This is a genomic window from Microbulbifer sp. YPW1, assembly GCF_013367775.1.
Lineage (GTDB): Bacteria > Pseudomonadota > Gammaproteobacteria > Pseudomonadales > Cellvibrionaceae > Microbulbifer.
This window is the reverse complement of record NZ_CP055157.1, coordinates 3798182-3822513: the sequence shown is the minus strand read 5'-3', so window position 1 is coordinate 3822513 and position 24332 is coordinate 3798182. Positions and strand designations below refer to the sequence as shown.

Annotated in this window: 23 protein-coding genes; 6 read left to right on the top strand and 17 right to left on the bottom strand. The window is 57.6% G+C overall.

Features of this window, described 5'->3' with window-relative positions:
• Positions 1-84 precede the first annotated feature (84 nt).
• The 5 genes from xthA to arsH all read left to right on the top strand — a co-directional run bounded on the left by xthA (position 85) and on the right by arsH (position 3704).
• Complete coding sequence (xthA, locus tag HUW35_RS15515; RefSeq protein WP_181253136.1) at positions 85-900, top strand: exodeoxyribonuclease III; 816 nt, start codon at positions 85-87, stop codon at positions 898-900.
• A gap of 188 nt (positions 901-1088) precedes the next feature.
• Positions 1089-1433, top strand: coding sequence for a metalloregulator ArsR/SmtB family transcription factor (locus HUW35_RS15510; RefSeq protein WP_181253135.1), 345 nt, complete (start codon positions 1089-1091; stop codon positions 1431-1433).
• A 35-nt stretch (positions 1434-1468) separates the two neighbouring features.
• Entirely contained in the window at positions 1469-1945 is a 477-nt protein-coding gene (locus tag HUW35_RS15505) for an arsenate reductase ArsC (RefSeq protein ID WP_181253134.1), read from the top strand.
• 2 nt (positions 1946-1947) lie between these two features.
• Entirely contained in the window at positions 1948-2973 is a 1026-nt protein-coding gene (gene arsB / locus HUW35_RS15500; RefSeq protein WP_181253133.1) for an ACR3 family arsenite efflux transporter, read from the top strand.
• Positions 2970-3704, top strand: a complete 735-nt coding sequence (gene arsH / locus HUW35_RS15495) for an arsenical resistance protein ArsH (RefSeq protein WP_255463337.1) — start codon at positions 2970-2972, stop codon at positions 3702-3704. The genes arsB and arsH overlap by 4 nt, the downstream gene beginning before the upstream one ends.
• Here the strand turns inward: arsH and HUW35_RS15490 are convergent.
• The gene (locus HUW35_RS15490) at positions 3689-4447 is read right to left on the bottom strand and encodes a S1/P1 nuclease (RefSeq protein ID WP_181253132.1); all 759 of its coding nucleotides are present in this window, start codon (positions 4445-4447) and stop codon (positions 3689-3691) included. The two genes, arsH and HUW35_RS15490, sit on opposite strands and share 16 nt — an antisense overlap.
• Positions 4448-4817: 370 nt before the next feature.
• Here HUW35_RS15490 and HUW35_RS15485 point away from each other — a divergent pair, with 370 nt between their 5' ends.
• Complete coding sequence (locus tag HUW35_RS15485) at positions 4818-7955, top strand: TonB-dependent receptor (protein WP_181253131.1); 3138 nt, start codon at positions 4818-4820, stop codon at positions 7953-7955.
• Between the two features lie 43 nt (positions 7956-7998).
• Here HUW35_RS15485 and HUW35_RS15480 read toward each other — a convergent pair whose 3' ends face one another.
• The 16 genes from HUW35_RS15480 to HUW35_RS15405 form a co-directional block, all read right to left on the bottom strand.
• Positions 7999-10203, bottom strand: a complete 2205-nt coding sequence (locus HUW35_RS15480) for a hybrid sensor histidine kinase/response regulator (protein WP_181253130.1) — start codon at positions 10201-10203, stop codon at positions 7999-8001.
• 60 nt (positions 10204-10263) lie between these two features.
• A complete protein-coding gene (locus tag HUW35_RS15475; protein ID WP_078085092.1) occupies positions 10264-10470 on the bottom strand; it encodes a DUF2788 domain-containing protein in 207 nt (68 codons plus the stop codon).
• 300 nt (positions 10471-10770) lie between these two features.
• Positions 10771-11040 (bottom strand): acetyltransferase, encoded by a 270-nt coding sequence (locus tag HUW35_RS15470; RefSeq protein WP_078085091.1) that lies wholly within the window; start codon positions 11038-11040, stop codon positions 10771-10773.
• A gap of 274 nt (positions 11041-11314) precedes the next feature.
• Positions 11315-11803 carry a type II secretion system protein GspM gene (gspM, locus tag HUW35_RS15465; protein WP_181253129.1) on the bottom strand — a complete coding sequence of 163 codons (489 nt, stop codon included), beginning with the start codon at positions 11801-11803 and terminating at the stop codon, positions 11315-11317.
• 50 nt (positions 11804-11853) lie between these two features.
• On the bottom strand, positions 11854-13194 hold the full coding sequence (gspL, locus tag HUW35_RS15460) for a type II secretion system protein GspL (RefSeq protein WP_181253128.1): 1341 nt from the start codon (positions 13192-13194) through the stop codon (positions 11854-11856).
• A 12-nt stretch (positions 13195-13206) separates the two neighbouring features.
• The gene (gene gspK, locus HUW35_RS15455; protein WP_181253127.1) at positions 13207-14208 is read right to left on the bottom strand and encodes a type II secretion system minor pseudopilin GspK; all 1002 of its coding nucleotides are present in this window, start codon (positions 14206-14208) and stop codon (positions 13207-13209) included.
• Entirely contained in the window at positions 14205-15059 is an 855-nt protein-coding gene (gene gspJ, locus HUW35_RS15450) for a type II secretion system minor pseudopilin GspJ (RefSeq protein WP_181253126.1), read from the bottom strand. Before gspJ ends, gspK begins: the two co-directional genes overlap by 4 nt.
• A complete protein-coding gene (gene gspI / locus HUW35_RS15445; RefSeq protein WP_181253125.1) occupies positions 15056-15508 on the bottom strand; it encodes a type II secretion system minor pseudopilin GspI in 453 nt (150 codons plus the stop codon). The genes gspJ and gspI overlap by 4 nt, the downstream gene beginning before the upstream one ends.
• Positions 15498-16130, bottom strand: a complete 633-nt coding sequence (locus HUW35_RS15440) for a type II secretion system protein (protein WP_181253124.1) — start codon at positions 16128-16130, stop codon at positions 15498-15500. The genes gspI and HUW35_RS15440 overlap by 11 nt, the downstream gene beginning before the upstream one ends.
• A gap of 20 nt (positions 16131-16150) precedes the next feature.
• Positions 16151-16579: a type II secretion system major pseudopilin GspG gene (gspG, locus tag HUW35_RS15435; protein WP_181253123.1), complete on the bottom strand. Its 429-nt coding sequence runs from the start codon at positions 16577-16579 to the stop codon at positions 16151-16153.
• A gap of 132 nt (positions 16580-16711) precedes the next feature.
• Entirely contained in the window at positions 16712-17929 is a 1218-nt protein-coding gene (gene gspF, locus HUW35_RS15430; RefSeq protein WP_181253122.1) for a type II secretion system inner membrane protein GspF, read from the bottom strand.
• A gap of 1 nt (position 17930) precedes the next feature.
• A complete protein-coding gene (gene gspE, locus HUW35_RS15425) occupies positions 17931-19409 on the bottom strand; it encodes a type II secretion system ATPase GspE (protein WP_181255748.1) in 1479 nt (492 codons plus the stop codon).
• Complete coding sequence (gene gspD, locus HUW35_RS15420) at positions 19409-21376, bottom strand: type II secretion system secretin GspD (RefSeq protein ID WP_181253121.1); 1968 nt, start codon at positions 21374-21376, stop codon at positions 19409-19411. The genes gspE and gspD overlap by 1 nt, the downstream gene beginning before the upstream one ends.
• A gap of 83 nt (positions 21377-21459) precedes the next feature.
• Positions 21460-22140, bottom strand: coding sequence for a type II secretion system protein N (locus HUW35_RS15415; protein ID WP_181253120.1), 681 nt, complete (start codon positions 22138-22140; stop codon positions 21460-21462).
• A gap of 219 nt (positions 22141-22359) precedes the next feature.
• Positions 22360-23289, bottom strand: a complete 930-nt coding sequence (locus HUW35_RS15410) for an electron transfer flavoprotein subunit alpha/FixB family protein (protein ID WP_181253119.1) — start codon at positions 23287-23289, stop codon at positions 22360-22362.
• Positions 23289-24038: an electron transfer flavoprotein subunit beta/FixA family protein gene (locus tag HUW35_RS15405; RefSeq protein ID WP_181253118.1), complete on the bottom strand. Its 750-nt coding sequence runs from the start codon at positions 24036-24038 to the stop codon at positions 23289-23291. The genes HUW35_RS15410 and HUW35_RS15405 overlap by 1 nt, the downstream gene beginning before the upstream one ends.
• Positions 24039-24332 lie beyond the last annotated feature (294 nt).

Here is a 24332-nt window from a genome sequence, read left to right as displayed (position 1 = left end):
CACCGGCCCCTTATCGATTGCACACCAGGCCCGGTATTCTTGCGAATAGCGGGCTTTGGTTTTTATGAATTCCGGGGAGGGAAAATGAAAGTCGTATCGTTCAACGTCAACAGCATCCGTGCGCGGCTGCATCAAATGGAAGCACTGGTAGAGAGCCAGTCACCCGACATTATCGGCCTGCAGGAAACCAAGGTTACCGACGAAGACTTTCCCGTCGACGTGATCCGCGACCTCGGCTACGAGGTTATCTACTTTGGCCAGAAGACCCATTACGGCGTCGCCCTGCTTTCCCGTTACCCGTTCATCAAAAAGCAGTATGGCTTCCCCACCGATGCGGACGATGCACAACGCCGCCTGGTAGCGGGTCAGTTCGATATTGGCGCCGACCAGCCGCTAACGGTCATCAATGGCTATTTCCCGCAGGGTGAAAACCGCGAACATCCGATCAAGTTCCCGGCCAAACGGAAATATTACGCGGACCTGGATGCCTACCTGAACAAGGAGTGCGACAGTAAAGCGCCTGTCCTGGTGATCGGAGATATGAATATTTCGCCTACCGACCTGGATATCGGTATTGGTGAACCCAACCGCAAGCGCTGGCTGCGGGACGGCAAGTGCAGCTTCCTGCCAGAAGAGCGGGAGTGGCTGGAGAAGCTTCAGGGCTGGGGTCTCGTGGACACCTTCCGCGCCCAGAACCCGGAGACCAACGATCTGTTCAGCTGGTTTGACTATCGCAGTCGCGGTTTCGACCGCGAGCCGCGCCGCGGCCTGCGCATCGACCTGATCCTCGCCAGTCAGTCCCTCGCCGAAAAATGTGTTGATACCGGTATCGACTACGATATCCGCGGGATGGAACGCCCATCGGATCACGCGCCCGTATGGGCCGAATTCAAGATCTGAGCCTCCGCCAGATAACCTTGTCGCCGGCGGTGGACACCGTCCATCGCCGGTCTAAGTCGCCCCCCTTCGCCCCCCTCGATACCCTGCCCCTTTATCCGCAACTGTGCTTATCTGGAACCCATCATATTCGGTATTCCATATATACATAAAATCACATATGCTTCGCCCACATCGTCTGGAGCACATGCATGAACCCGGTAAATTTTTACAAATGCCTGGCGGATGACGTTCGTTTACGCAGCCTCTTACTTATCACCCGCGAGGGAGAACTCTGCGTATGTGAGCTGATGGCAGCTCTGGATCAGAGCCAGCCCAAGATCTCGAGACATCTCGCACAACTGCGTCAGTGCGGATTACTGAGTGATCGACGCCAGGGACAATGGGTGTTCTACAGCCTGAGCAGTACCCTCCCCGCTTGGGTAAAACAGGTGCTGCAAACCACCCTGGAATCGAACCTCGACTTTATCGCGGAAAATGCGAATGCCCTCGCCCGGATGCAATCCCGCCCGGCCCGACAGGGGCAATGCGGCTGACTGCGGCGAAACCCCGACATCACGAAAGGAAGTCCATGAAGCTACTGTATATCTGCACCCACAATCGCTGTCGCAGCATTTTGAGTGAAGCCATTACCAATCAGTTTGGCCAGGGGCGCCTCGAAGCGCGCAGTGCTGGCAGCCAGCCGTCCGGCGTCGTGCACCCGCTGTCTTTGAAGTATCTGAAAGCTCAGGACATTGCGATCGACGGCCTGCACAGCAAGTCCTGGAACAACCTGGATGGCTGGCAGCCCGATGTCGTGGTTACCGTGTGCGATAGCGCTGCAGGTGAGGCCTGCCCGATCTGGCTCGGTGACACCATCAAAGTGCACTGGGGTCTTGCCGATCCGTCAAAACTGGAGGGCAGCGACGAAGAAAAGGCTGCGGCATTCAATCAGACCATAGAAATCATCAAGCAACGGGTAAGCACCATGCTCGAGCTACAGCTCGACCAACTGCGCGGCAGTGCACTGCAGGATGCCCTCACCAAACTGGCTTCAGGGGAGCAGTAAACATGGGCATTTTTGAACGATACCTCTCGGTCTGGGTTGGCCTGTGTATTCTGGCCGGCCTGTTCCTCGGCAATTTTGCACCCGACCTGTTCCAGGCAATTGCCGCCATGGAAGTAGCCCATGTCAATCTGCCAGTCGCGCTGTTTATCTGGGTGATGATCTACCCCATGATGGTGCAGGTCGATTTCTCTTCCATCCGCCATGTTGGCGACAAGCCAAAAGGCCTCGCCCTGACACTGGTGGTTAACTGGCTGATCAAGCCATTTACCATGGCCGCACTGGGCTGGCTGTTCTTTCGCGTTATTTTCGCCGATCTTGTCGATCCGCAGACCGCGTCCGAATATATTGCCGGCATGATTTTGCTCGGCGTTGCCCCCTGTACCGCCATGGTATTCGTGTGGAGCCAGCTCACCCGCGGTGATGCCAACTACACCCTGGTTCAGGTTTCCGTGAACGACGTCATCATGGTCTTCGCGTTTGCTCCCATTGCGGCACTGCTACTCGGGGTCAGTGATATCACGGTACCCTGGGAAACCCTGATTCTCTCGGTCGTCATGTACGTCCTGTTACCACTGGTTGCCGGTATCCTTACCCGTCGCAAGCTGGATTCCGCCAATGACCATAGCCGCTTGAATAATTTTCTCGCCCAGGTGAAGCCTATTTCCATTGCCGGTCTGCTGGCTACGGTTGTGCTGCTGTTCGGATTCCAGGCGCAAACCATTATCGAGAACCCACTGGCCATCGTGCTGATCGCCATTCCACTGCTGATACAGACCTACGGCATTTTTGCCATCAGCTATGCGGCAGCACGCAGTATGAAGCTGCCGCACAACATCGCCGCGCCCGCGTGCATGATCGGCACCTCCAATTTCTTTGAGCTGGCGGTAGCGGTTGCTATTTCTGTGTTTGGCCTGCACTCCGGCGCCGCACTGGCCACGGTTGTCGGCGTTCTGGTGGAAGTACCCGTTATGTTATCGCTGGTGGCGTTTGCCAACAGAACCCGTCATTGGTTTGGAGCCGAGTCATGAAGTCTCAAGATCTATCCCTTAACACCGAGCACATGCCCAATATGGATGCAGAGTGCTTTCAGGCTACCGACCTCGGGCAATTGCAGGCCCCGATTGCCAGCGAGCGCCCGAAAATTCTATTGCTATACGGATCACTGCGTAAACGTTCGTTCAGCCGGCTGGCAGCACAGGAAGCGCAACGAATTCTCGAAGCCCTCGGTGCGGAGACCCGGATTTTCAATCCGTCCGGGCTGCCCCTGCCCGATGACGCCGATGCAACGCATCCGAAAGTCCAGGAACTGCGCGACCTGTCCACGTGGTGTGATGGTATGGTGTGGTCATCTCCCGAGCGTCACGGCGCCATGACCGGGATTATGAAAGCACAGATCGACTGGATTCCCCTCGCACTCGAGGGCGTCCGCCCCACTCAGGGAAAGACTCTGGCCGTGATGCAGGTCTGCGGAGGCTCCCAGTCTTTCAATGCGGTAAATCAGATGCGCATACTGGGGCGCTGGATGCGGATGGTCACCATTCCGAACCAGTCCTCGGTGGCCAAGGCCTGGCTGGAATTTGATGACGATGACCGGATGAAGCCCTCTTCATACTACGACCGTATCGTAGACGTAATGGAAGAACTGATGAAGTTCACCCTCTTACTGAAAGACAAGCGGGATTACTTCACCGATCGCTACTCCGAACGCAAGGAAACCAGCGCGGAGTTTCGCAAGAGGATCGATCAGCGTTCCATGTAATCCGGCTTTTGCGAAGTGGCGAGCGCCTCGTTCAGGACCCGTGCCAGGCGAATCCCACCCTGACGCAGGCGTAACTCGACCACCGGCTTGTTTTTGCGATAATAGCCCTCACCAAGCTCGCTCTGGTCCGTATAGGCAACGGTGTGTGCAAGGCGGTGGGATTCCCCCGCCCAGGTACTGGGGTTGGCAAGCGGAGTCTGTGTCACCTCACGTCGATCAAGCTGATCTACCTGGGAAAGCGCGAATGACTGCCAGTCATGGATGAACCCCGCCGGCAGGTAGGTATCCCAAAGTGCGTGCAGGTTGGTGGGGAATCCATAGAAACGTACTTCGACATCGTTACCACCGCGATCCGCTCTCAGGCCAGTATGCATCGGCTGATGTACGTCTTCCACAAAGTGCACCAGAAAAAGCAGTGCTTCCGCACGCTCCTCATCACTGAGCCCCCGATTTTTAAGTCTTTCAGTGAAAGTATCAATGGCCTGAAGAATGCACCCCTGCTCCGGGCAATCCCGAGCTTCTTCGTATGCATCCCAGGAAACCGGCAAATTGATGTAATGCATTGGCGCAGCCCATTCATAATGTGTTTCACCACGTATCCGATCCGCCCAGGTACCCGCTTCTGCAAGACTGGTCTCTCCTTTTAGCCTGAGTAGACGCGAAACCTCTGTTTGCGTCCCGGCATCAAGTAATTCCCAGGCAATAGCGCCGGTTACGCGATGTCCGTCAGCACCCCAGGCCATCACGGTTGCCGAACAGCAACATCCAATTAAAACTGTTGCGGACAACACCAAGAATTTCACAACACCCTGTATCGATTCGAACACGTTTCACCCCCGTACCTGGATTCAATACCCAATCGATTAACTCGTCATTTTCATTGGGGCCGACCATACACTCCGATTGTGACATTTCGAATAACAATATCGCTGTCACCGATTTGCGATATTTCGGACACAGTTCGTTCACTCCTTTGCAAACACTCTCGACAAGAATGGGCGCGCCGGTAATCCGGTACAGGACCAGTCTCAAAATTATGTTCAGAGATACACACATCAAGGCCCCGGGAAAGACGCCGGTAAACGGCGCATCCGTTGCTTAAAGGAGAGTTATATGAAAGGCTTCCATTACTCACGCGCGCTTTTGTCGGCGGCGGTAATCTCCGCGGTGGGCACAACCACACCGGCAATCGCCCAGCAAACCACATCCTCCATCCGAGGAATGGTTACCGGTGATGCGGGAGAGCCCGTAGAAAACGCGACGGTAATCATTACCCATCAACCCTCCAATAGCCGCAGCGTTATTCGCAGCAATGATGGAGGGCGCTTTACCGTATCCGGCCTCAGAGTGGGCGGTCCCTACACAGTACGCGTTGAATCCGAGTCCGGCGACGAGGTGCTAGACGGCATCTATCTTAGCCTCGGTAATGTCATGAATTTGCCGATCGTGTTGGACGATGGCGAGCCTTCGCCAAACAATTTTGAAGAGGTTGTCGTTACCGCAGAAGCGCAACTCTATCAGAACCTCGGTTCCAGCAGTGTTTTCAGCGAAGACCAGATTGCCAGTTCAGCAACGTTCAACCGTGACCTCAAGGACGTCATCCGTGCAAATCCGCTGGCAGTGGTCAGCCCGGATGGCAGTGAACTCAGTATTGCCGGCACTAATCCCAAGTACAACTCACTGACCGTGGACGGTGTGGGCATCAATGATACCTTTGGCCTGCAATCGAATGGATACCCCACCAATCGCCCTCCAATTTCACTGGATGCAGTCGAACAGATCTCAATTGCGTATGCGCCCTTCGATGCACGTATGGGCAAGTTCACCGGCGGCAATATTAATGCGGTCACCAAGTCAGGCACCAACGAATTCAGCGGCAGTGTCTATTCGGAGTCCGTACCCTGGTCCGGTACCGCGCGAGATGATCGACTCCCGGAAGACGGGACTGTGACCGAGTTTGATATAGAAAACGAAGAGGAAACCTATGGCGCCACGTTTAGTGGCGCCCTGATCCAGGACAAACTCTTCTTTTTTTCTTCCTATGAAAATTGGGAGGAAGAGATTGCATTCAACTACGACCTGAACACCCTGAGCAACCATCAAGTCTCTACTGAGGAGCGGGATCGCGTACTGAATGCGCTGCAGGATGTCTACGGCCTCTCCGACAGTGTGGGCTCTGCCCCGGATCCCGATAGTGACGAAAAACTTCTGGTCAAGCTCGACTGGAATATCAACGACGACCATCGTGCGGACATCACCTACAGCGACCAGGAAACCCGTTCAGCCAGGAACTTTACCGACAATGACAGCACCCTGAACCTGTCCTCCAACCTGTGGACCATGGCTCAGGACACTACGTACTTCAGCAGCCATCTATTCTCCGACTGGAGCGATGTATTCAGCACAGAAATAAACCTTTCCTACAAGGAGTACGAGCAGGCCTCGCTCACCAACAGCAACTGGAGTGAGATCAATATCACTACCGAGGACGGCTATATCGTTGCCGGCGTGGATGAGAACCGTCATGCAAATGTGCTCGCCAATGAAGTCTGGAACTTCGGCCTCCACGGCATCTATAGCACAGCGAATGCCCAGTACCGCTTCGGCACCGAGATCGAAGACACCTGGAATTACAACCTCTACGGTCGCCACGCTTCAGGCACCCTGAGCTTTGAAAGTATTGAAGACTTCGAGAATCGCATTGCAAGTAGCTACCAGTACGGCAACGCCTATACCAACGACATCCAGGATATCGCTTACGATGTCAATGGTCGCACCTATGCGCTTTATTCCAATGTCAGCCTGAATCCCTTCCCCGGTTTTGAACTGGTTGCCGGACTGCGATATGAAACCCTGAGTATCGATAGTGCGCCGAACGCAAACGCCAATTTTGCGCAGACTTACGGCTACACCAATACTGAAAACCTGGATGGACGGGATATCTTGCTACCCCGTGTCGGCTTTAACTGGGAACTGCAGGATAACCTGACACTGCGCGGCGGAGTTGGCCGCTTCAGCGGCGGCATGCCGCTGGTCTGGGTCTCAAATGCCTACACCAATGACGGCGCCACCAAGGACTCGGTATATTTGCCGGGGCTGGCCGGCTCGGACGTAGATCCTACCCGCGTGCCCCAAATCGCCCTGGATAGCCTTGCGCGTGGTGCGGGAAGTACCAACAGCATCTCCCCGGACTTTGAGCTTCCATCCGACTGGCGCTACCAGCTGGCAGCGGACTATGTGTTTGACATACCCGGTTTTGCCGAAGACTTTAACTGGACCACCGAGCTGACCTATGTTGATCGCAAGGACAGCGTCTACTGGCGGGATCTGTCCCGCGTGGACAGCGGTAAACGAATTGGCGACAGGATCATCTGGGATAACCTGTATACCGGCACAGAATTTGAAGACAATTACGACCTCGAACTCACCAACGTGGATAACGGGGGCCGCAGCCTGATCCTGTCTACTGCGCTTGACAAGGCATTCGACAATGGCGTTTCGGTCAATCTCTCCTACACCCACCTGGACATTACCGAGGTAAACCCCGGCACCAGTTCGACGGCGGAATCCAATTTCCAGTATGAAGTGGTGGAAAGCCGCAATCGCCCTCTGGAGGGTACTGCGTACTATGAAATCGAGCACCGCCTGGTTTTAAACCTGGGTTATCGCCGGGAGTTTTTCCAAGGCTACGCAACCAACTTCAATCTGTTTGTCGAGCGCCGCTCGGGACGTCCGTTTTCCTGGACTTACGATGCCTACCGGGATGGCGACCTCGGAGACCAGAGCAACTTCGATGACTCCGATGTGTATCTGGCCTACATTCCATCCGGCGCTGACGATCCCAATGTGGACTTCGAAAACGGTCTGAGTTATGCGGAGATAATGGAGATCGCGCGACAGGCAGGGGTTGCCGGTGCTGCGGGTGGTTTCGTCGACAAGTATTCCGCCAACATGCCGTGGGTCACCACCATGGACCTGGCCATTACCCAGGAGGTACCGGGGTTGATGCCTGAGCACCGTGGAATGGTGTATTTCACAATCGACAACTTCGCCAATCTGCTCAACGACGACTGGGGTAAGGTGTACGATATCCAGTACCCGCAGAAGTACCTGCTGGCCTATGACGTGAATGAACAGGGCCAGTACTTATACAACGAGCCGTTTGGTGGCCTGGATACCAAAAACTATGATCGCTTCCAGGCTGCAGAATCCACCTGGCGCGTGAAGCTGGGGCTGAAATACAGTTTCTGATACCCCCAAACGAAAAAGGCCTGTCATAACGACAGGCCTTTTTTCACTCACCGAGCCAGCGCTCGAGCGTCTCCGCAAGGCTGTCCTTGCTCAGGGGCTTGGTGAGATAGTCGTCCATGCCCGCCGCAAGACAGCGACCCTCAAACTGCTCTTCCGTCGTACTGGTAAGGGCGACGATAGGCAGACGGTCATCAGGGGAAAATTCATTTTCCCAAAGACGCAGCTGCTCAATGATTTCCGCACTGTGCGCGGTGTTCTGCTGGCAATCCACCAGTACCAGGTCGTAATTGTTATCCGGCAGACGGGCCAGCGCGTCTTCCACTGCCGCGACGACCTCGACCTGATAGCCCAGCGCCTGCAACATCTCTTCGGTAACTCCCAGATGCTGGCGGGACTCCTCTATCAGCAGCAGCTTGCGCTTCCGGTTGACCTCAGCATTGGCACAGACGACCCGGCGGCTGGCTTTTTTGCTTCCGCCGAACAAACGCAGCACCACCGAATCGTGGAACTCCTTGCGCGTTACCGGCCGCGCCAGGTACTGGGCTTCCGGCTCCGCCGCCGCCAGCGGCGTGAACTCCAGTTTATGGCCATAGCCGCCCATGCACAGCAGTGGGAACTTCTTGGGTGCGGCCTGGGATGAGGTAATCACCTGGGTGATCCCACTCAACATCCGCGCATCTCCCATGGCCGGAGCCAGAACCACCAGCTGGCCACGGTCCATCGCTTGCATCAACTGATCCATCGGCTCGGTGCTGCCATCGTCCCAGTTTTTGCTGGTCACATTCATGCCGAATGACTGGAGCATCTGCACGATACCGCTGACGAACAGTCCTTTCTGATGCAGCAGTAGCACATCGGTATCCTGCAGGCGACGATCGGCCTGCAGGTAGATTCGCTGATTGGGTTCGATCGCAAATTTAACCACCGCCACGTATCGGTTGCCGTCGTCCGACGAGTGCAATTGGAGATAGCCACCCATCGCCTCCGCCAGCCCCTTGGCGATATTCAGACCGAGGCCAGTGGTGACTTGGGTAGTATCCATGCGTGAGAAAGCACCGAACAATTCGGATTCGTCCGGCAGGATCTCCCCGCGACCGTTGTCGACTAGCTTCAGGGTAAGCTGCCCCTCCTCGCCGCTCAATTGTTCAAAAGAGGCCTCACCCCAGAGCTCGCCGCTCTGGGCGATCACCGTTGCGGAATCCACCAGGTTGCGGATCAACTGGGCGGTTTTGCGGTTGTCGCCGGTCACCATCACCGGCAGGTCCTCACTGATCTGGAAGTTGAACTCCAGGCGCTGTCGCTGGGCGGAGCGCGCGGCGAACTTGAATGCTTTTTCCATGGTGCGCACGAGATTGAACGGCGCCTGTCGCAGGTGAATATCCTTGCGCGCAACCCGCGTAAACATTCCCACGTTGTCGACCAGCTTCAGCTGCTGGTTATTGGAGTTTTTCGCCAGCCGCACCCACTCCCGCTGACGGTCCGACAAGCGGTCGCCATCCAGTAACGCCAGGGCACCGAGGGAATCGGATAGCTGACTGCGGAATTCCTGCCCAACATTGGCGAGGAACTCGTTGGTAACTTCAACGGCTGCCTCGGAGTGCTTGCGGGCTGCGGCGAGATTGCTCGCTTTTTGTTGCAACGCCTGCATCGCCGCCACCCGGTCCCAGTAGTTTTCGGACTCGCGACGGGCCTGATGTGCCATCAACCAGACAAAGGCCAGTGTCAGCGCGCCGTAAATCGCACCGAGAATGTCCGCAGTCAGGAACCCCTGCAAGGCAGCCGGTACCAGTGAACCGGCGAGAAACCAGGTGAGGAAACGGTGGTAGGGAGAAAATACCGAGGCGACACTCGCGCAAAAAACCACGGTGTACAGCCACAGGAATTGGGTGGCGGGCGAGAACCCGAGAAGGAAAACGTGACTAAGGAGAATCACACCCCACCAAACGGCAGCAATGGTGGATGCAAGAAAATAACGATGTCGCCAACGTTTGGGGCCAGTGGCATAGATATGGCCAAAGCGGAACACATAGTAGCCGCGAATCAGCGTTACCAGCACCAGACCGATGGCCAGCACCAGTACCAGTTTCGGCGCGATGGAGCGGAGCTCGCCAATGGCAACTGCGATGGCAAACGCCACCAGAGTGAACAGCATACCCCTGCGAGAGTACTTGGCGATGCGGGTATCCGTGTTGCGGCATACCTTGCGATCTTTCTGAACTTTCAGTTCGGGGTGATCAAATAATGGCATAAGACAATTCCGGCGAACGCTCCCTGTGTCCGAAAGGGGGGGTAAGGAGCTGGCGAGGCGCTACTGCCCCAATCCCATGACTTCGACCAGTACGGTTTTCACCACAAAGCCCAGCAAGCCTAGCCCAAGGGCGGTAAACAGGATGAAAGTACCGAAACGCCCGGCTTTGGACTCCTTGGCCAGGTTCCATACAATAAAGATCATAAACAGGATTAACCCGCCGATCCCCAGGAACAGGGAGTACTCTTCAAACAACTCAAAGCTCATGGCTCAACTTCCGCTTCAGCTTTCCGGGTTTCTCACAAACACATGCACCAAGAATGAGCGGCTTGCGCCGGTACCCATCCTGCAATCCAATCTGCCGGAGAAAAATTGGCGCGTATTGTATAGGAGGAAATGGTACGAAACCACGAATTAGCGGCCTAGATTCTCGTGTCTCCGCGTCTTGAAAGTCAGGAGGTGTTGAGTTCCAACCGGGCCAGGCCCACCTCAAACGAACTCGATCCCGGGCATTATCACAAAGCCACGGGATCGTGCTGAATCAATTACCCCGATCAGCAGCCGGCGTCAGGCGCCCTGATAGTAGTCGCTGTCATCGATGCGGGTACCGCACTTGATACGACGGACCTCCCTATCGCGATAGCGGCTGTCATGCCAGCAGCGCGGCAGGGACTCACCGGAGAGAAACTGCAGTTGAGCCTTATCGAACACCTCCGGGTCCTGAATTTCTTCCCCCCAGAGGTATCGCCCCACCACAGTCAATTCGTAGGGATTGGCAAGCGTGACGATATCGGCCACGTCAATCAGATGGTTGGTCCCGGAGTCTCGAAGCAGCATGGTCTCGCCCCTGTTTCTTCTCAATACCCTTGAGTATAGGGAGAAAATGGCGCCATTTGTGAGAGGAAATCTCCGCTCTCCGTCCCAGACGGCAACTGGAATATCAGGTCACACCAACCTAATTTATCGTTATAAACGACAGAATTCTTGGGTTTCGCCCAACCTAATCACAGAAACCAGAAAGATCGGATGTTTTTTAGCTTCAACCGCCTGAATACCTGCGCAACATGCAACATCACGTGGCAGCGGACACCCCTACCCCCCGGAAGCTCTGTCATCGCTCCAACGTGAGGCGTGCCGACACCATTCCCTCTTCCGCCAGCGCATCCACACTGACAGAGCGGATCACAAAGCGCTGCTGCAATAGCGTATTGAGCCATGGCTGCAGATCCTGATAGCGGGCTTCATCAATCCACAACCGGATACGGCCGCTGCCTTCAGGCTCGAATCGCTTGATGGTCACCTTGTGGTTGTTCGCTGCCGCGGTAACCCGCTGAAGCAGTGTTCCCTGGGCTTGAGATTGCCCACCGCTACTGCGCTCGATGCGCTCCAACTGCGGACGCTGCTTCTCGATCCACGCGAGAAGTTCGCGGGACTGCTCCGCTTCCGCGCGGGCACTATCGAAAAAGGATTGGGCAGGCTGAAAAAGCCCAAACACAATAAACATGGTGCCCAGAAAAAGCCCCAGCAGACCCAGCGCCCGCTGGTCACTTGCGGGCAACGCGATCCACTTCTGGCGCCACTGTTCAATCGTTTGTTTCATAGTGATGGATAGTCTTGTTCTGATTATTCCGTCCGCGGTTCTGTAAGCGGTTACCGGAGGCGAATTCGTCCGGACACGCCCTCTTCCAGCTCGTTTGCGGCCAGCAATTCGGCCTTGAACTGGCCGCTGCTCAATTTGCCAACCACCGAGTCAAGCTGCCCCAAATTAGCAGCGCGCAACTGCAGTACCAGCTCACCTCGGTTGCCGTCGAAACGCAAGGACTGCAACTTCAGCTCACCCGGCTTGCCCGTTGTCCAGACTTTACTCAATTGCTGCAGTTGGCCGGCAAACTCGCCGCCACCGCCCGAGGCCTGATTCAGGTATCCGGTGATCTGGCGACGGAGGTCGGCACTGGGGCTGTCGCCGGGGAAGATTTCCGTAAACAGGGCCTTTGCCGCTTCATCGGCCTTGCCTGCCTGAACTTTGTAATAGATGCCGGCACCGACAAAAAAGACCAGCTGCAGGACAAAACAGGCCGCCACCGCGATCGCGGGCTTTTTCCACCAGGGGCCCGCATCGGACTTGAGCGCAATCTGGAAATCACCGCTCAGTAGATTGCCGGGAACCACGGCACCAACCGACGCCAGGAAAGCCGTTTCCGGCGATTCCTCAATGGAAGCCACCTCAGCCAGCTGCTGAAAAGTGGCCAGCTCGAGCTCGGTAGCATCACCCAGCACCCGCAGATCGGATCCATCGTCGGCCTCAGGAGACCCTGGCCCTTCTTCTACCGTTTCCTCAACTGGCGCAAACAGAGTCTCGGCGATCACCCCCGCCAATGGACGTGCTACCGACATTCCTTTGCCGCAGGCCTGCCAGAAATGCGCGCGTTCGGCATCGAGCCAAACCGCGGAACGTTTGTCCGTATCGGCAAGGATGCGATATTCCGGGATCGCCGCTATCACCGGCCACCCCAGACGTTCCACCTGCCCTTTCAGTGCTGCCAACTTGTCGCTGGCCACCGCCATCACACTGCAAAGATCCCCCGATACCGGCTCGCACACGAAGTGCAGGTCCTCGACATCTTCTGCGAGCTGCTCTTCCACCATGTAACCCACAGCGCTGCTCTGGCGACGGGCCGCACGCGGTATGGTTTCAAGGCCATTCCAGACCCAGCTGCCCGGAATCAGAATGATCGCCCGCTCTTCCGGCTCGAACGCCAGGCCATCGACATGGTCGCCGGACTCCGGGGTATCCACCCCGGTCTGAGACTCATCAATTTGATAACCGGAGTCTGGCGTATCCGCTGCAAAGGCGAGCTGGAACGCGGCATCGGTAGCGACATCCTGCCACTCGCCCTGCTGCCAGCGCTGTAGCAGAACACTGCCCGCTGCGAGCACCTGTTCACCACTGTGCGAACCGGCAACCGGCTCGCGCAGCCTTAGTAATTTCATTTCCTGGCTCAATTAGTCCCCCAGTAACTCCTGCAATAATTGCCCGGAAAATTCGCGTCTTTGGCGTTGTATGACTTTGACTGCACCGGTAGTGGTATCGAGCTTCAGGGTCGACTCCCAGTACTGCCGGTGTTCCGGGCCCAGTTGCACAGCAATATGCGCGACATAATACGCGCTGTTGAAATCCAGTTCGCCCCCACCGGTAACGCTAAATGGCGTCAGATCCGCCATTTGGGTAAAAAACATTCCACCCTCACGCTGGTTGATCAGCCCTGCGATATTTGCCGAGGGATACATTGCCGACAGCAACGCCTCGGACGCAGTGTTTACATTGACCTTGGTAGAGGACTCGGGCAACGCGCAAAGCTCCGGCTCGATCGCACGCCACTCTTCGGGCTCGATCCCCTGCCCGGCGCTTAGCTCGGAAACGTCGGTGATAAATGTGTCCGGCGTGCGGTAGGCCACTTCCAGGCCCAGATAACCGGTGTCCTCAGTGCCGGATGCCAGCGGCGTGTCTCCGGGGTCGATCCAGTCGACGATGGCCAGGGCGGTTTCATTGCGCCCGCCGAGATTACGCACCAGGCGTTGCAGCACACTGCTGTAGCCGCTACCGGCAGCACCGCTTCCGCCCCTACTACCCGCGCCACCAGCTCGACTCTCCGTTAAATTGTTTACATTAAAACAAGACTGCAAGTCTTTGATTCGTATACGGATCTTTCCATTTCCCGGGTTGAACTCGAGCATCTTCTGAGCCCAGGGCTCCTGAAGATTGTCACTGGCGGCGGCCGCCGTGAGGTCATCGGCGAAGTCCTGCTCCAGCGCGATAATGGCCCAGGCCTCGGCACCGTGTACAAATTCCGCCAGCTGGGTGTTCGCCAGGATTGCGCTGGTGCGGGAAATCGCCAAGCGGTTCCGCGTCACCGCATGAGTGACTGCAGCCACCGCTATAACCATCACCAGCAGTACAGTGATCAGTGCCACGCCGCGCTGGCGTTTCAGTGTGCGCACGATCATTGGCCCTCCCCGCGGTCGCTGTCGGAATCGCGATTCCCATCACCCGTTCCGCCGCTGGACCCGGTACTTCCCCCACTGCCCGCACCACCGGAACTCCCGGTGCTTCCGCCGCCGGAACTGGTGCTGCCCCCCGAGCTCGCGGTCCCGCCAGACGAGCTGCCCCCACCCGCAGAAACCGTGTATTCGGGCAGGGGAAATACTCGCCGCATCTCACCGCCAGTGCGGGTGAGCAGGGTTATCTCAATCGCCAGCGGAAGACGTAAATCCACCGCACCCGGCGTTGTGGTCGAGGAAGCCGGCGGCCACTGGGCCAACCAGGTGCGGGTATCGCGGTCGTAGTAGCGCACATTCAGATCGACGATGCCGTCCAGAATCGGCTCGGCAATGGGCTCGGAATCCGGCCCCCGGTCCAGAATCTGCCAACGGCTGCGCAACAGCAGTGCGGTGTCGTCGTCCGGGTCGCGCTCGAAGCGACTCACTGCGTCCTCATCCGGGTAGCCCAGTCCGTAGTGCAGACGCTGAACGTTGCCGCGCGGCTCGCGCGTAAGGTTGGCAGCCCCCAGACGGGTAAATTCAAATTCGTTGGTGACGCCCTGAAACGCCGGTTCATAGCCGCTATAGGCGTTCTTAACCGGCCTCACCGTGAGCTGCCGCAGATCATCGTCCAGGCGGTACATGGCCATGGACAAGCGCCGCATCTCATCGGCGCGCGCGGTCAACACCCGGTCGGTGGTGAAGAAAGTTTCCAGCAGGGAATAGGAACCAATGCCGATGATCGACACAATCACCAGCACCACCATGATCTCGATCAGGGTGAAGCCGCGGGCCGGCGTCTTGCGAAGATGGCTCATGGGGACCGCCCTCCCCCTGTGCTCGAGCCTGAGGTCGCCGCACTACCGACCGATTGCGCCACCCACGAATCAATGGTGAGAATCGGTGGCTGCTCCGGCATCCCGACCTGGACAATGATGTGCCGCATTTTCGGCTCATTGGTGGTTTTGACTTCTGCGGAGACTTCCCAATCCCGGTCCGCCAGGGATACCTTCTCGGTCTTTTTGCCCAGCGGCGGCCAGTCTGTACGCAGGCGGATTTCCGCAAGCGCCTGTTGCGCGACCCAGTTGGCCGTGAGCCGCTGTTCGAGCGCGGCCTGCTGTCGCACACTGTCCTGCAGGGTTTTCAGCACACTGGCTGCAATCACCCCAAAAATAACCAGTGCCACCAGCACCTCTACCAGGGTAAATCCCCGCTGGCTGCGATAGGTATTTCGCAGTGCGTGACTTGAGCAGCGCTCAGTATTCATCGCTCTGCCACTCCAGCTGCATACCGTAGAGGCTGCTGTACGAAATGACCGCGGCGCGGCCTACATCGCCGTCCTTGAGGAGCAGGAAGGCGATTTCCACCGGTAGCACTTCGCCACTGGAAAGCGCGGCGAACTGGGGCAGGATTTCTTCCTCTTTGCCTTTTTTACCGGCCTTGTCATCTTTGCTGGAAGAACTGCCAGATGCCCGACTACCGCCGAAACTGGAATCGGCATCCCTGGCACCGGGCAACTCCGTCTGAGAAAGGATTTCCAGACGCATATTGGGCGTGAGCTGATGGGCGGTGAAGCGACGCGCGCTGGCGGAGGCGCCGGCCTGCCCGGAGAAGTCGATCGTCTGCCACTTCATGGTGGCGGTGTCGTAGCGCACCACCTGGTAGCTGTCCTCTTCGAACACCACTCCGTAGTGCATCTTGTCGATCAAGGCGCGGTCTGAAACCAGTTGCAGCAGGTTTGCCAGCCGCTGGACCTCGCCGGTCCAGTTACGACTGTCACTATTGCTCAGGGAAAGCGTCGCCATACCCGCCAGTGAAGCGATGATGACAATCACCACCAGCAGTTCGATCAGGGTAAAACCCCGTTGGCGGCAGGCTGCGACGCGCATAGCCAAGGCCCTGTCAGGCCTCAGAGCTCGGAAGCGAACAGATCGGCCGCTTCGCCTTCACCACCGGGCTTGCCATCGGCACCCAGTGAAAACAGGTCGTAGGGACCCGAGCTGCCAGGGCTGATGTACTGGTACTGGTTGCCCCAGGGATCCTTCGGCGCTTTCTTCAGGTAGGGCTCGGTCCAGTTTTTGGCCTCCGGGAACCCGGAGGGCTTGCTGACCAGCGCCTCCAGCCCCTGATCGGAACTGGGGTATACGAAGTTGTCCATGCGGTACATATCCAGCGCGGTGGAAATGGCCCGCAGGTCGACCGTGGCAGCCTTCATACGGGCTTCACCGGTACGGCCCATGATATTGGGTACAACCAGGGCGCCCAGCACCCCGAGAATCACGATTACCACCATGATCTCAATGAGGGTAAAGCCCCCTTGTTTGCGCAGATTTTTCATTTCTCACCTCGCGAGTACTGATCTCAGGCAACGGACTTCAAGCCGACGCCACCAGATTTTCGAAATATTCCAAACTTTAAGGGGCCGCAAAACGCGGTCCCGGTTCTTCGAGCCTGATCGCTCAACCCGGGGTCAAACGACCAGCTGGTTCATATTCATAATCGGCATCATGATTGCCATTACGATAAACAGCACGATACCCGCCATCACCAGCAACATGATTGGCTCAAACAGGCTCACAAACGCGGTTACTGCACCCTGCAGGTCCCGCTCCTGATTTTCCGCCGCACGCACCAGCATCTGGTCGAGGGTGCCCGAGGACTCACCGCTGGCGACCATATAAGTCATCATCGGCGGGAAATACTCCACATCCTCCAGAGCCTTGCGCAGGCTGCCGCCCTCGCGCACAAACTTCTGCGCTATCTGCAGGCGCTCTTTCAGGAAATCATTGCTCATTACCCCGCTGGCAATACCCATGGCCTGCACTAACGGCACGCTGCTGCCGGTCAGGATCGCCAGGGTACCCACATAGCGTGAACTCTGGCCACCGCGCACCAGCCAGCCGATTGCCGGCATATCCAGCAGGCGGTGGTGGAAGCGATAGCGAAACCCCGGGCGCCGTAACAGCAGTGTCCAGCACACCACCAGGGCAATGATCACCGGGGGAATCAGCCAGCCCCAGGCGGAAATGAAATCACTGATCGAAACCAGTATCCGGGTCGCCAGCGGGAGTTGCTGGCCGGTGCCGGTGAATACTTCAATCACATCCGGTACCACATAGACCATGAGACCGGTAACCACCAGAACACAGATAACCACCAGTACCAGCGGGTAGATCAACGCCAGCTGTACCTTCTGCCGGAATTGCTGCTGGCTCTCGGTGTAATCGGCGAGACGCTCCAGTACATCGTCCAGGTGGCCGGAATGCTCTCCCGCCTCCACCGTGGCCCGGTAAAGCTTGGGGAACGCGCGCGGAAAGCTCGCCAGCGCCTGCGCAAAGCTGTGGCCTTCGAGCACCTTGGCTCGCACCGCAAGCACAATCCGGCGAACTTTCTGGTTGCGGGACTGATTGGCAATGGCGCCGAGGGTTTCTTCGAGGGGAATACCGGCGCGCAACAGCGTCGCGATCTGACGGGTAAGCAACGCCAGCGCCTTGACACTCAGCCCCGGGCTGCCAGACAGGATACTTGCCCCCGCGGAGCCGGAAGACTCGGAAGCAGCCGTCACTTCCAGGGGAATCAGCCCCCTTGCGCGCAGCTGTTGCCGCGCCGCCTTGGCGCTGTCGGCTTCCAGAGTGCCGCGGTTTTTGCGGCCACCACTGTTGAGGGCGGTGTACTCGAATGCACCCATTTCAGGACTCCTGGGTTACCCGAAGTACTTCTTCCAATGAAGTGGTTCCGGCTAGCACCTTGGCCATGCCGTCATCGCGGATACTCGGCCCCAGTGTTCGGGCCTCCTGGACCAGCGCACTCTCGGAGTCGCGGTCGTGAATCATCTGCCGCAGTTTCTCATTCACTGGCACCAGTTCATAGATACCGACGCGACCAAGATAACCACTGTGGTTGCATTTCTCGCAGCCACCTGGACGGTAGATGGTCGCGCCAACACTCTCATCCACACCCAGCACCCTGCACTCAAAGCTGTCCGCCGGGTGGGGCTGGCGACATTCGGGGCACAGCACCCGCACCAACCGCTGGGCGAGCACACCAATCACGCTGGATGACAGCAGGAAGGGCTCGATCCCCATATCGACCAGACGGGTAACCGCGCCCAGTGCGGTGTTCGTGTGCAGGGTCGAAAGTACCAGGTGTCCGGTCAAACTCGCCTGAATGGCGATCTGCATGGTTTCCAGGTCGCGGATCTCACCCACCATCACCACATCCGGGTCCTGTCGCAGAATCGCGCGCAGGCCCCGGGCAAAAGTCATATCCGCTTTGGTGTTGACCTGAGTCTGCCCTACCCCTTCCAGGTTGTATTCCACCGGGTCTTCCACGGTAAGAATGTTCTTTTCCCGATTATTGATACTGGCGAGGCCCGCATACAGGGTGGTGGTTTTACCAGAGCCCGTGGGGCCGGTTACCAGCAGGATACCGTGGGGACGCCCGAGCAGGTCCATCATGACCTTGAGGTCCCGCTCCGCCATTCCCAACTGGCGCATGTCCATTTTTCCCGCCTGCTTGTCCAGCAGTCGCATCACCACGCGCTCGCCGGCAGAAGACGGCATGGTGGAGACCCGCACATCCACTTCGCGGCCCCCCATCAACAGCGAGATACGACCATCCTGGGGCACGCGCTTCTCGGCGATATCCAGCTTTGCCATTACCTTGATACGGGATACCAGCAGCGGTGCCAGCGCGCGCCGCGGCTGTAACACTTCGCGCAAGACACCGTCCACGCGGAAACGCACAACCAGGCGTTTTTCGAATGTTTCGATATGGATATCCGAGGCGCCCTGCTTGAGCGACTCGGCAAAGATGGCATTGATCAGTTTGACGATCGGCGCGTCGTCTTCCTGCTCGAGCAGGTCTTCGGTTTCCGGCAGGGAATCGGCCACTGCCGCCAGATCCAGGTCGTCACCCAGCCCCTCGACATCCGAGAGGTTGCCGCCTTCGCGGTTCTCGTACTGGCGTTGCAACGCCTCCTGGAACACCTCTGCGTCAACCGCGGCAATCCCGAGTGGGGTCTCGCACAGGCGCTGGACTTCAGCCAGAACACTGGGGTTCAGCGGCGCCACATACTGACAGACGGGGGTTCCATCCACTTCCGCCAACAGCACCTGATGGCGCTTGGCGAAGGCGTAAGGCAATCGTTTTAACGCGAGATCCGTCATCACTTGACGTCCTCAGGCTCCACCGGGAGTACATCTCCCTCTGTCGCATTGCCAGAGCCAGGCGGCAGCAGATCCGGCATGACCTCACCGTGGTTCCAGTCCCAGAGACGGCTGGTATTGCCACGCAACTGCAGCTGTTTCTCCTGCATATCGCGATAGCGCTTGCGGGTTTCTTCATACCCAGCAATCTGCGTGCTGAGAATTTTCGGGCGCAGGAACACCATCAGGTTGGTTTTAGCAACTTCCTTGTCCGAGTTGCGGAACAGGCGACCGATTCCGGGAATGTCGCCCAGCAGCGGCACCTTCTGGTTGATTTCGGTGACTTTGTCTTCGATCAGACCGCCCAACACCAGAATCGCGCCATCGTCGATCAGTACCTTGGTACGGATCTCACGCTTGCTGGTAACGATATCCGAGGCTGCCGAACTGGCCACCGGCAGAACGTTTTCAACTTTCTGCTCGATTTCCAGTGTGACGGAATTGTTGTTATTCACCCGTGGCGTGACCTTGAGCGTGGTACCCACGTCCTGGCGCTGAATCGTGGTAAACGGGTCGTTGTTGCTACCGGAAAGCAACTGCTCGCCGGTGATAAACGGCACATTCTGGCCCACCAGAATTTCCGCTTCCTCGTTATCCAGCGCCATGATGGTGGGCGTGGACAGGATATTCGCGTTGTTCTCACTGGCCATGGCATTGACCGCCACACGCACATCGGTACCGCTGAGGAAGCCCAGGTTCAGGCCGGAGCGGGCCAGGTTCGCGGGCGCAAGGGAGAATGGATTGACCTCGGACAGCACGTTGCCATCAGAGTCGATGATCGGTGTTTCCGCAAAGTCGTTTTCAAAACCGGCGAACACGTCATCGTCATCGCCCGCAATCCACTTCACACCGAGCTTGTTGCCGGTGCCCTCAGTCACTTCGACGATAATTGCCTCAATCAGCACCTGCGCCCGGCGCACGTCGAGCTTGGCTATCACCCCTTTCATGGTCTCCAGCAGAGACGGTGGAGCGGTGAGCACCAGCGCATTCAACTCCTCGTTGACCTGGATGCTCACCTCGACGTCAGCCACCTGCTGGTCTTTCTCGGTTTTCTGGATGCTGCCGCTCATCCCCTCGAGGATCGGTTTCAGATCGGCCGCACTGGCGTACTGCACGTATACCACGGCGGTATTGCCTTCCCCGGCCAGGGGCTGGTCAAGCCGCTCGATTACTTTCTTGAGCTGCTGGCGGGTAACCGGATCACCGGTAAGAAGAATGCTGTTGGAGCGCTCGTCCACGGCGATGCGCAGCGGCTGGACATCGTTACCCGCCTGCTTGCCGCCGCCCTGGAGGAGCTCGTTGATGACCTGCTTGACCTCCTTCGCGGAGGCAAACGCTAGGGGTACCAGCTCGATATCGATGGCACCAGCCCTATCCAATTGCTTGATCAAACGCACGATCTGGTCGATGTTCGCCGCACGGTCGGCGACGATCAGTGTGTTGGTATCGGCGTAGGCGGCCAGGTGGCCTGTCTGGGGAATCAGTGGGCGCAGCATGGCGATCAGCTGCGCGGCAGAAATGTTCTCGACCCGGACAGTACGCACCACCAGGGCTTCTCCGGGCGCGCGGGTCTGGTCATCGATCACCGGGATGGCCTGTTGCTTGGCAAGCGCATCGGGCACCACTTTCCAGGCATCGCCCTGCTCTACCAGGCTGAAGCCATTGACCTGAAGTACCGACATAAACACATCAAAGGCCTGCGGATGGGTCATCGGATCACCCGCGACCACCGTCACCTTACCTTTGACATTGGGATGAACAATGATGTTCTTGCCGGTGAAGTCCGCGGCCCAGTTGATCAGGTCGCGAATATCGGCGTTATCCAGTGAAAGGGTAACCCTCTCCGGGGAAGACTGAGCCAGCACCGAAAACGACAACAAAAAACCCAGGGCGGCTGCAACCAGCCGTCGGTGATACACGCTCATCATTATAAGTCTGACTCTAATTCTTATTTGGTCGGTAAATTTACGGTCTTGTAAAACGCGCCGTACCCCCCGGCGCGCGTGCGAATTTAGCGTTGCTGCGCCCCTTGCCGCTGGCGGGCCATCTCCCGGAGCTTCTCCAGGCGATCGCGGATGGATTGCTGCTTGTCCGCGCGATTGGAGGAGGCGTTGGCACTGATCACCCGGGATGCCTCGCGGGCGTAGTTCGCATACTGCTTGGGAACAGTAGGTCGGCCATCTGCATCCGGATAGGTCAGTTTTTCCATCTGACCGTTCCTACGAAGGATAATATGATCGACCTCGACGGAATAGACCTCTGCGCCACCGGGCAGACTCTGCCCAACGTAAAAACGCTCTGCGGGCTTGCCGCGCTCCGCAACCAGCGCACTGGCGTGGTCGTTGACACTGCTGCTGAGGACTCCGGAAAGCACCAGGTTCAGCTGGGTAATCGGAATATTGGCCAGATCCAGTTCGGGTTCCGCCTCGTTCTTGACGGCGGCAACCCCGAAAAAGGGTGTAGTAGGAAGAGAAGCTGCGGCATTCGACTGGGTTGACCGCGTGCTGCGCTCGGCCAGCAGGCCGCCATCTGCCTCAGCGGGGACCGCCAGATGCCCATACGCCATCACATTGACCGCGAGCCAGCCGCCTACGACGGCCGCCGTAGCCAACAGACTGCGCCGGGCTGTATTTCCACCGGACGCCGCAGGATTCTGCAGTGCGGACGATATAGTGCGCTTTACCAAAGACATGTTCAAAACCCGTCTCGGCTGTATTACAGACAGCATAGTTCTACTTATTGGGGCGCCTATTCTCGGGGCTAGCACCAAGAAAGGCAATGTTACCGGCCAAACAGATTAATAAATAATCAATCAGGGCGCAAAGCCCGATAACTCAACCCAATACCTGCACCACTAAAAAAGGCGGCTTTCGCCGCCCTTTCCGATCGATGTCAGTATATGACCCCGAAGTTACAGCTTTGTTTCAAGCTCAGGGACCGCATCGAACAGGTCGGCCACGAGGCCGTAATCCGCCACCGAGAAGATCGGCGCTTCTTCATCTTTGTTGATGGCCACAATCACCTTGGAGTCCTTCATACCCGCCAGGTGCTGGATGGCGCCAGAGATACCAACGGCGACGTACAGATCAGGGGCAACAATCTTGCCGGTCTGACCGACCTGCATGTCGTTGGGCACAAAGCCGGCATCAACGGCAGCGCGGGATGCACCAACAGCAGCACCCAGTTTGTCCGCCACCTTGTACAGCAGCTCAAAGTTCTCGCCGTTCTGCATACCGCGACCACCAGAAATGACCACGCGCGCGGCAGTCAGTTCCGGACGGTCGGACACTGCCAGCTCTTCACCGACAAACTTGGAAACCGCTGCATCTTCAGCGATGTCCACGCTCTCGACCGCTGCACTGCCACCTTCTGCGGCAACCGGGTCAAACGCAGTGGTACGCACGGAGGCCACCTTGATGGCATCGGAGCTCTGCACGGTGGCAATCACGTTACCGGCGTAAATCGGACGCTTGAAGGTGTCCGCACCCTCGACCGCGATAATGTCGGAGATCGGCTGAACGTCCAGCAGAGCGGCTGCGCGCGGCAGCATGTTCTTGCCCGTGGTAGTGGCCGGAGCCAGTACGTGGCTGTAGTTCTTGCCCAGATCCGCCACCAGCTTGGCCACATTCTCAGCCAGCTGGTGCTCGTAGGCGGCGTTGTCCGCTACCAGAACCTTGCTTACACCTTCTGCTTTTGCAGCCGCTTCGGCGGCAGCGCCACAGCCACTGCCGGCAACCAGTACATCAATGTCGCCACCGATAGCCTTGGCCGCAGCGATGGTGTTGAGGGTTGCGCCTTTCAGTTCGGCGTTATCGTGCTCCGCAATTACAAGAATGCTCATCAGATTACTTTCGCCTCGCTTTTCAGTTTTTCCACCAGTTCCGCTACATCGGCAACCTTGATGCCCGCCTGGCGCTCGGCCGGCGGCTCAACTTTCAGGGTCTTGGTGCGCGGGGCGATATCGACACCCAGCTCATCCGGAGTGGTGGTGTCGAGGGGCTTTTTCTTCGCCTTCATGATGTTGGGAAGAGAAGCGTAACGGGGCTCATTCAGGCGCAGGTCGGTGGTAACCACAGCAGGCAGAGTCAGCTCAACGGTCTGCAGACCGCCGTCGATTTCACGGGTAACCTTTACAGAGCCTTCTTCTACATTCACTTCGGAAGCGAAAGTGCCCTGCCCCATGCCGGTCAGCGCGGCCAGCATCTGGCCGGTCTGGTTGTTGTCGCCATCGATGGACTGTTTACCGAGGATAACCAGCTGCGGCTCTTCTTTTTCCACAAGAGCCTTGAGGCACTTGGCAACCGCAAGCGGCTGCAGCTCAGCATCGGTTTCAACCTGGATGCCGCGGTCAGCGCCCAGCGCCAGCGCAGTACGAATCTGTTCCTGGCACTGCTTGGGGCCCATGGATACAGCAACGATCTCGCTGACCACACCCTTTTCTTTCAGGCGCACCGCCTCTTCTACCGCAATCTCGCAGAAGGGGTTGATGGACATCTTAACGTTGGCAGTGTCCACATCTGAACCGTCCGCCTTCGGGCGAACTTTCACGTTGTAATCGACAACGCGTTTCACAGCTACAAGAACTTTCATGAAAATCCCGTCTCAGTAGTCTACTTAGAAGTTGCGACCCGGCGGCCAATACAGCGTCAGGGCAACGTGGGTAACTCGGGCAGCCTCCCGGCCGAGTACTGTGGCGGCCCTGCCAGATCCGCGCAAAGCGGGCGATCTATGGCACCTGCGAGCTCACCTCAAGTTCAAACAGTTGTTTGAGCGGCGTGTATGGTGGCCCTTTCACAGGCCAAAATCAATAGTTGAATACTAAGCCTAGCAGTCATTCATAAGATCAATTTCAGGCCATAATCGCCCTATATTTTACTCCCGGGG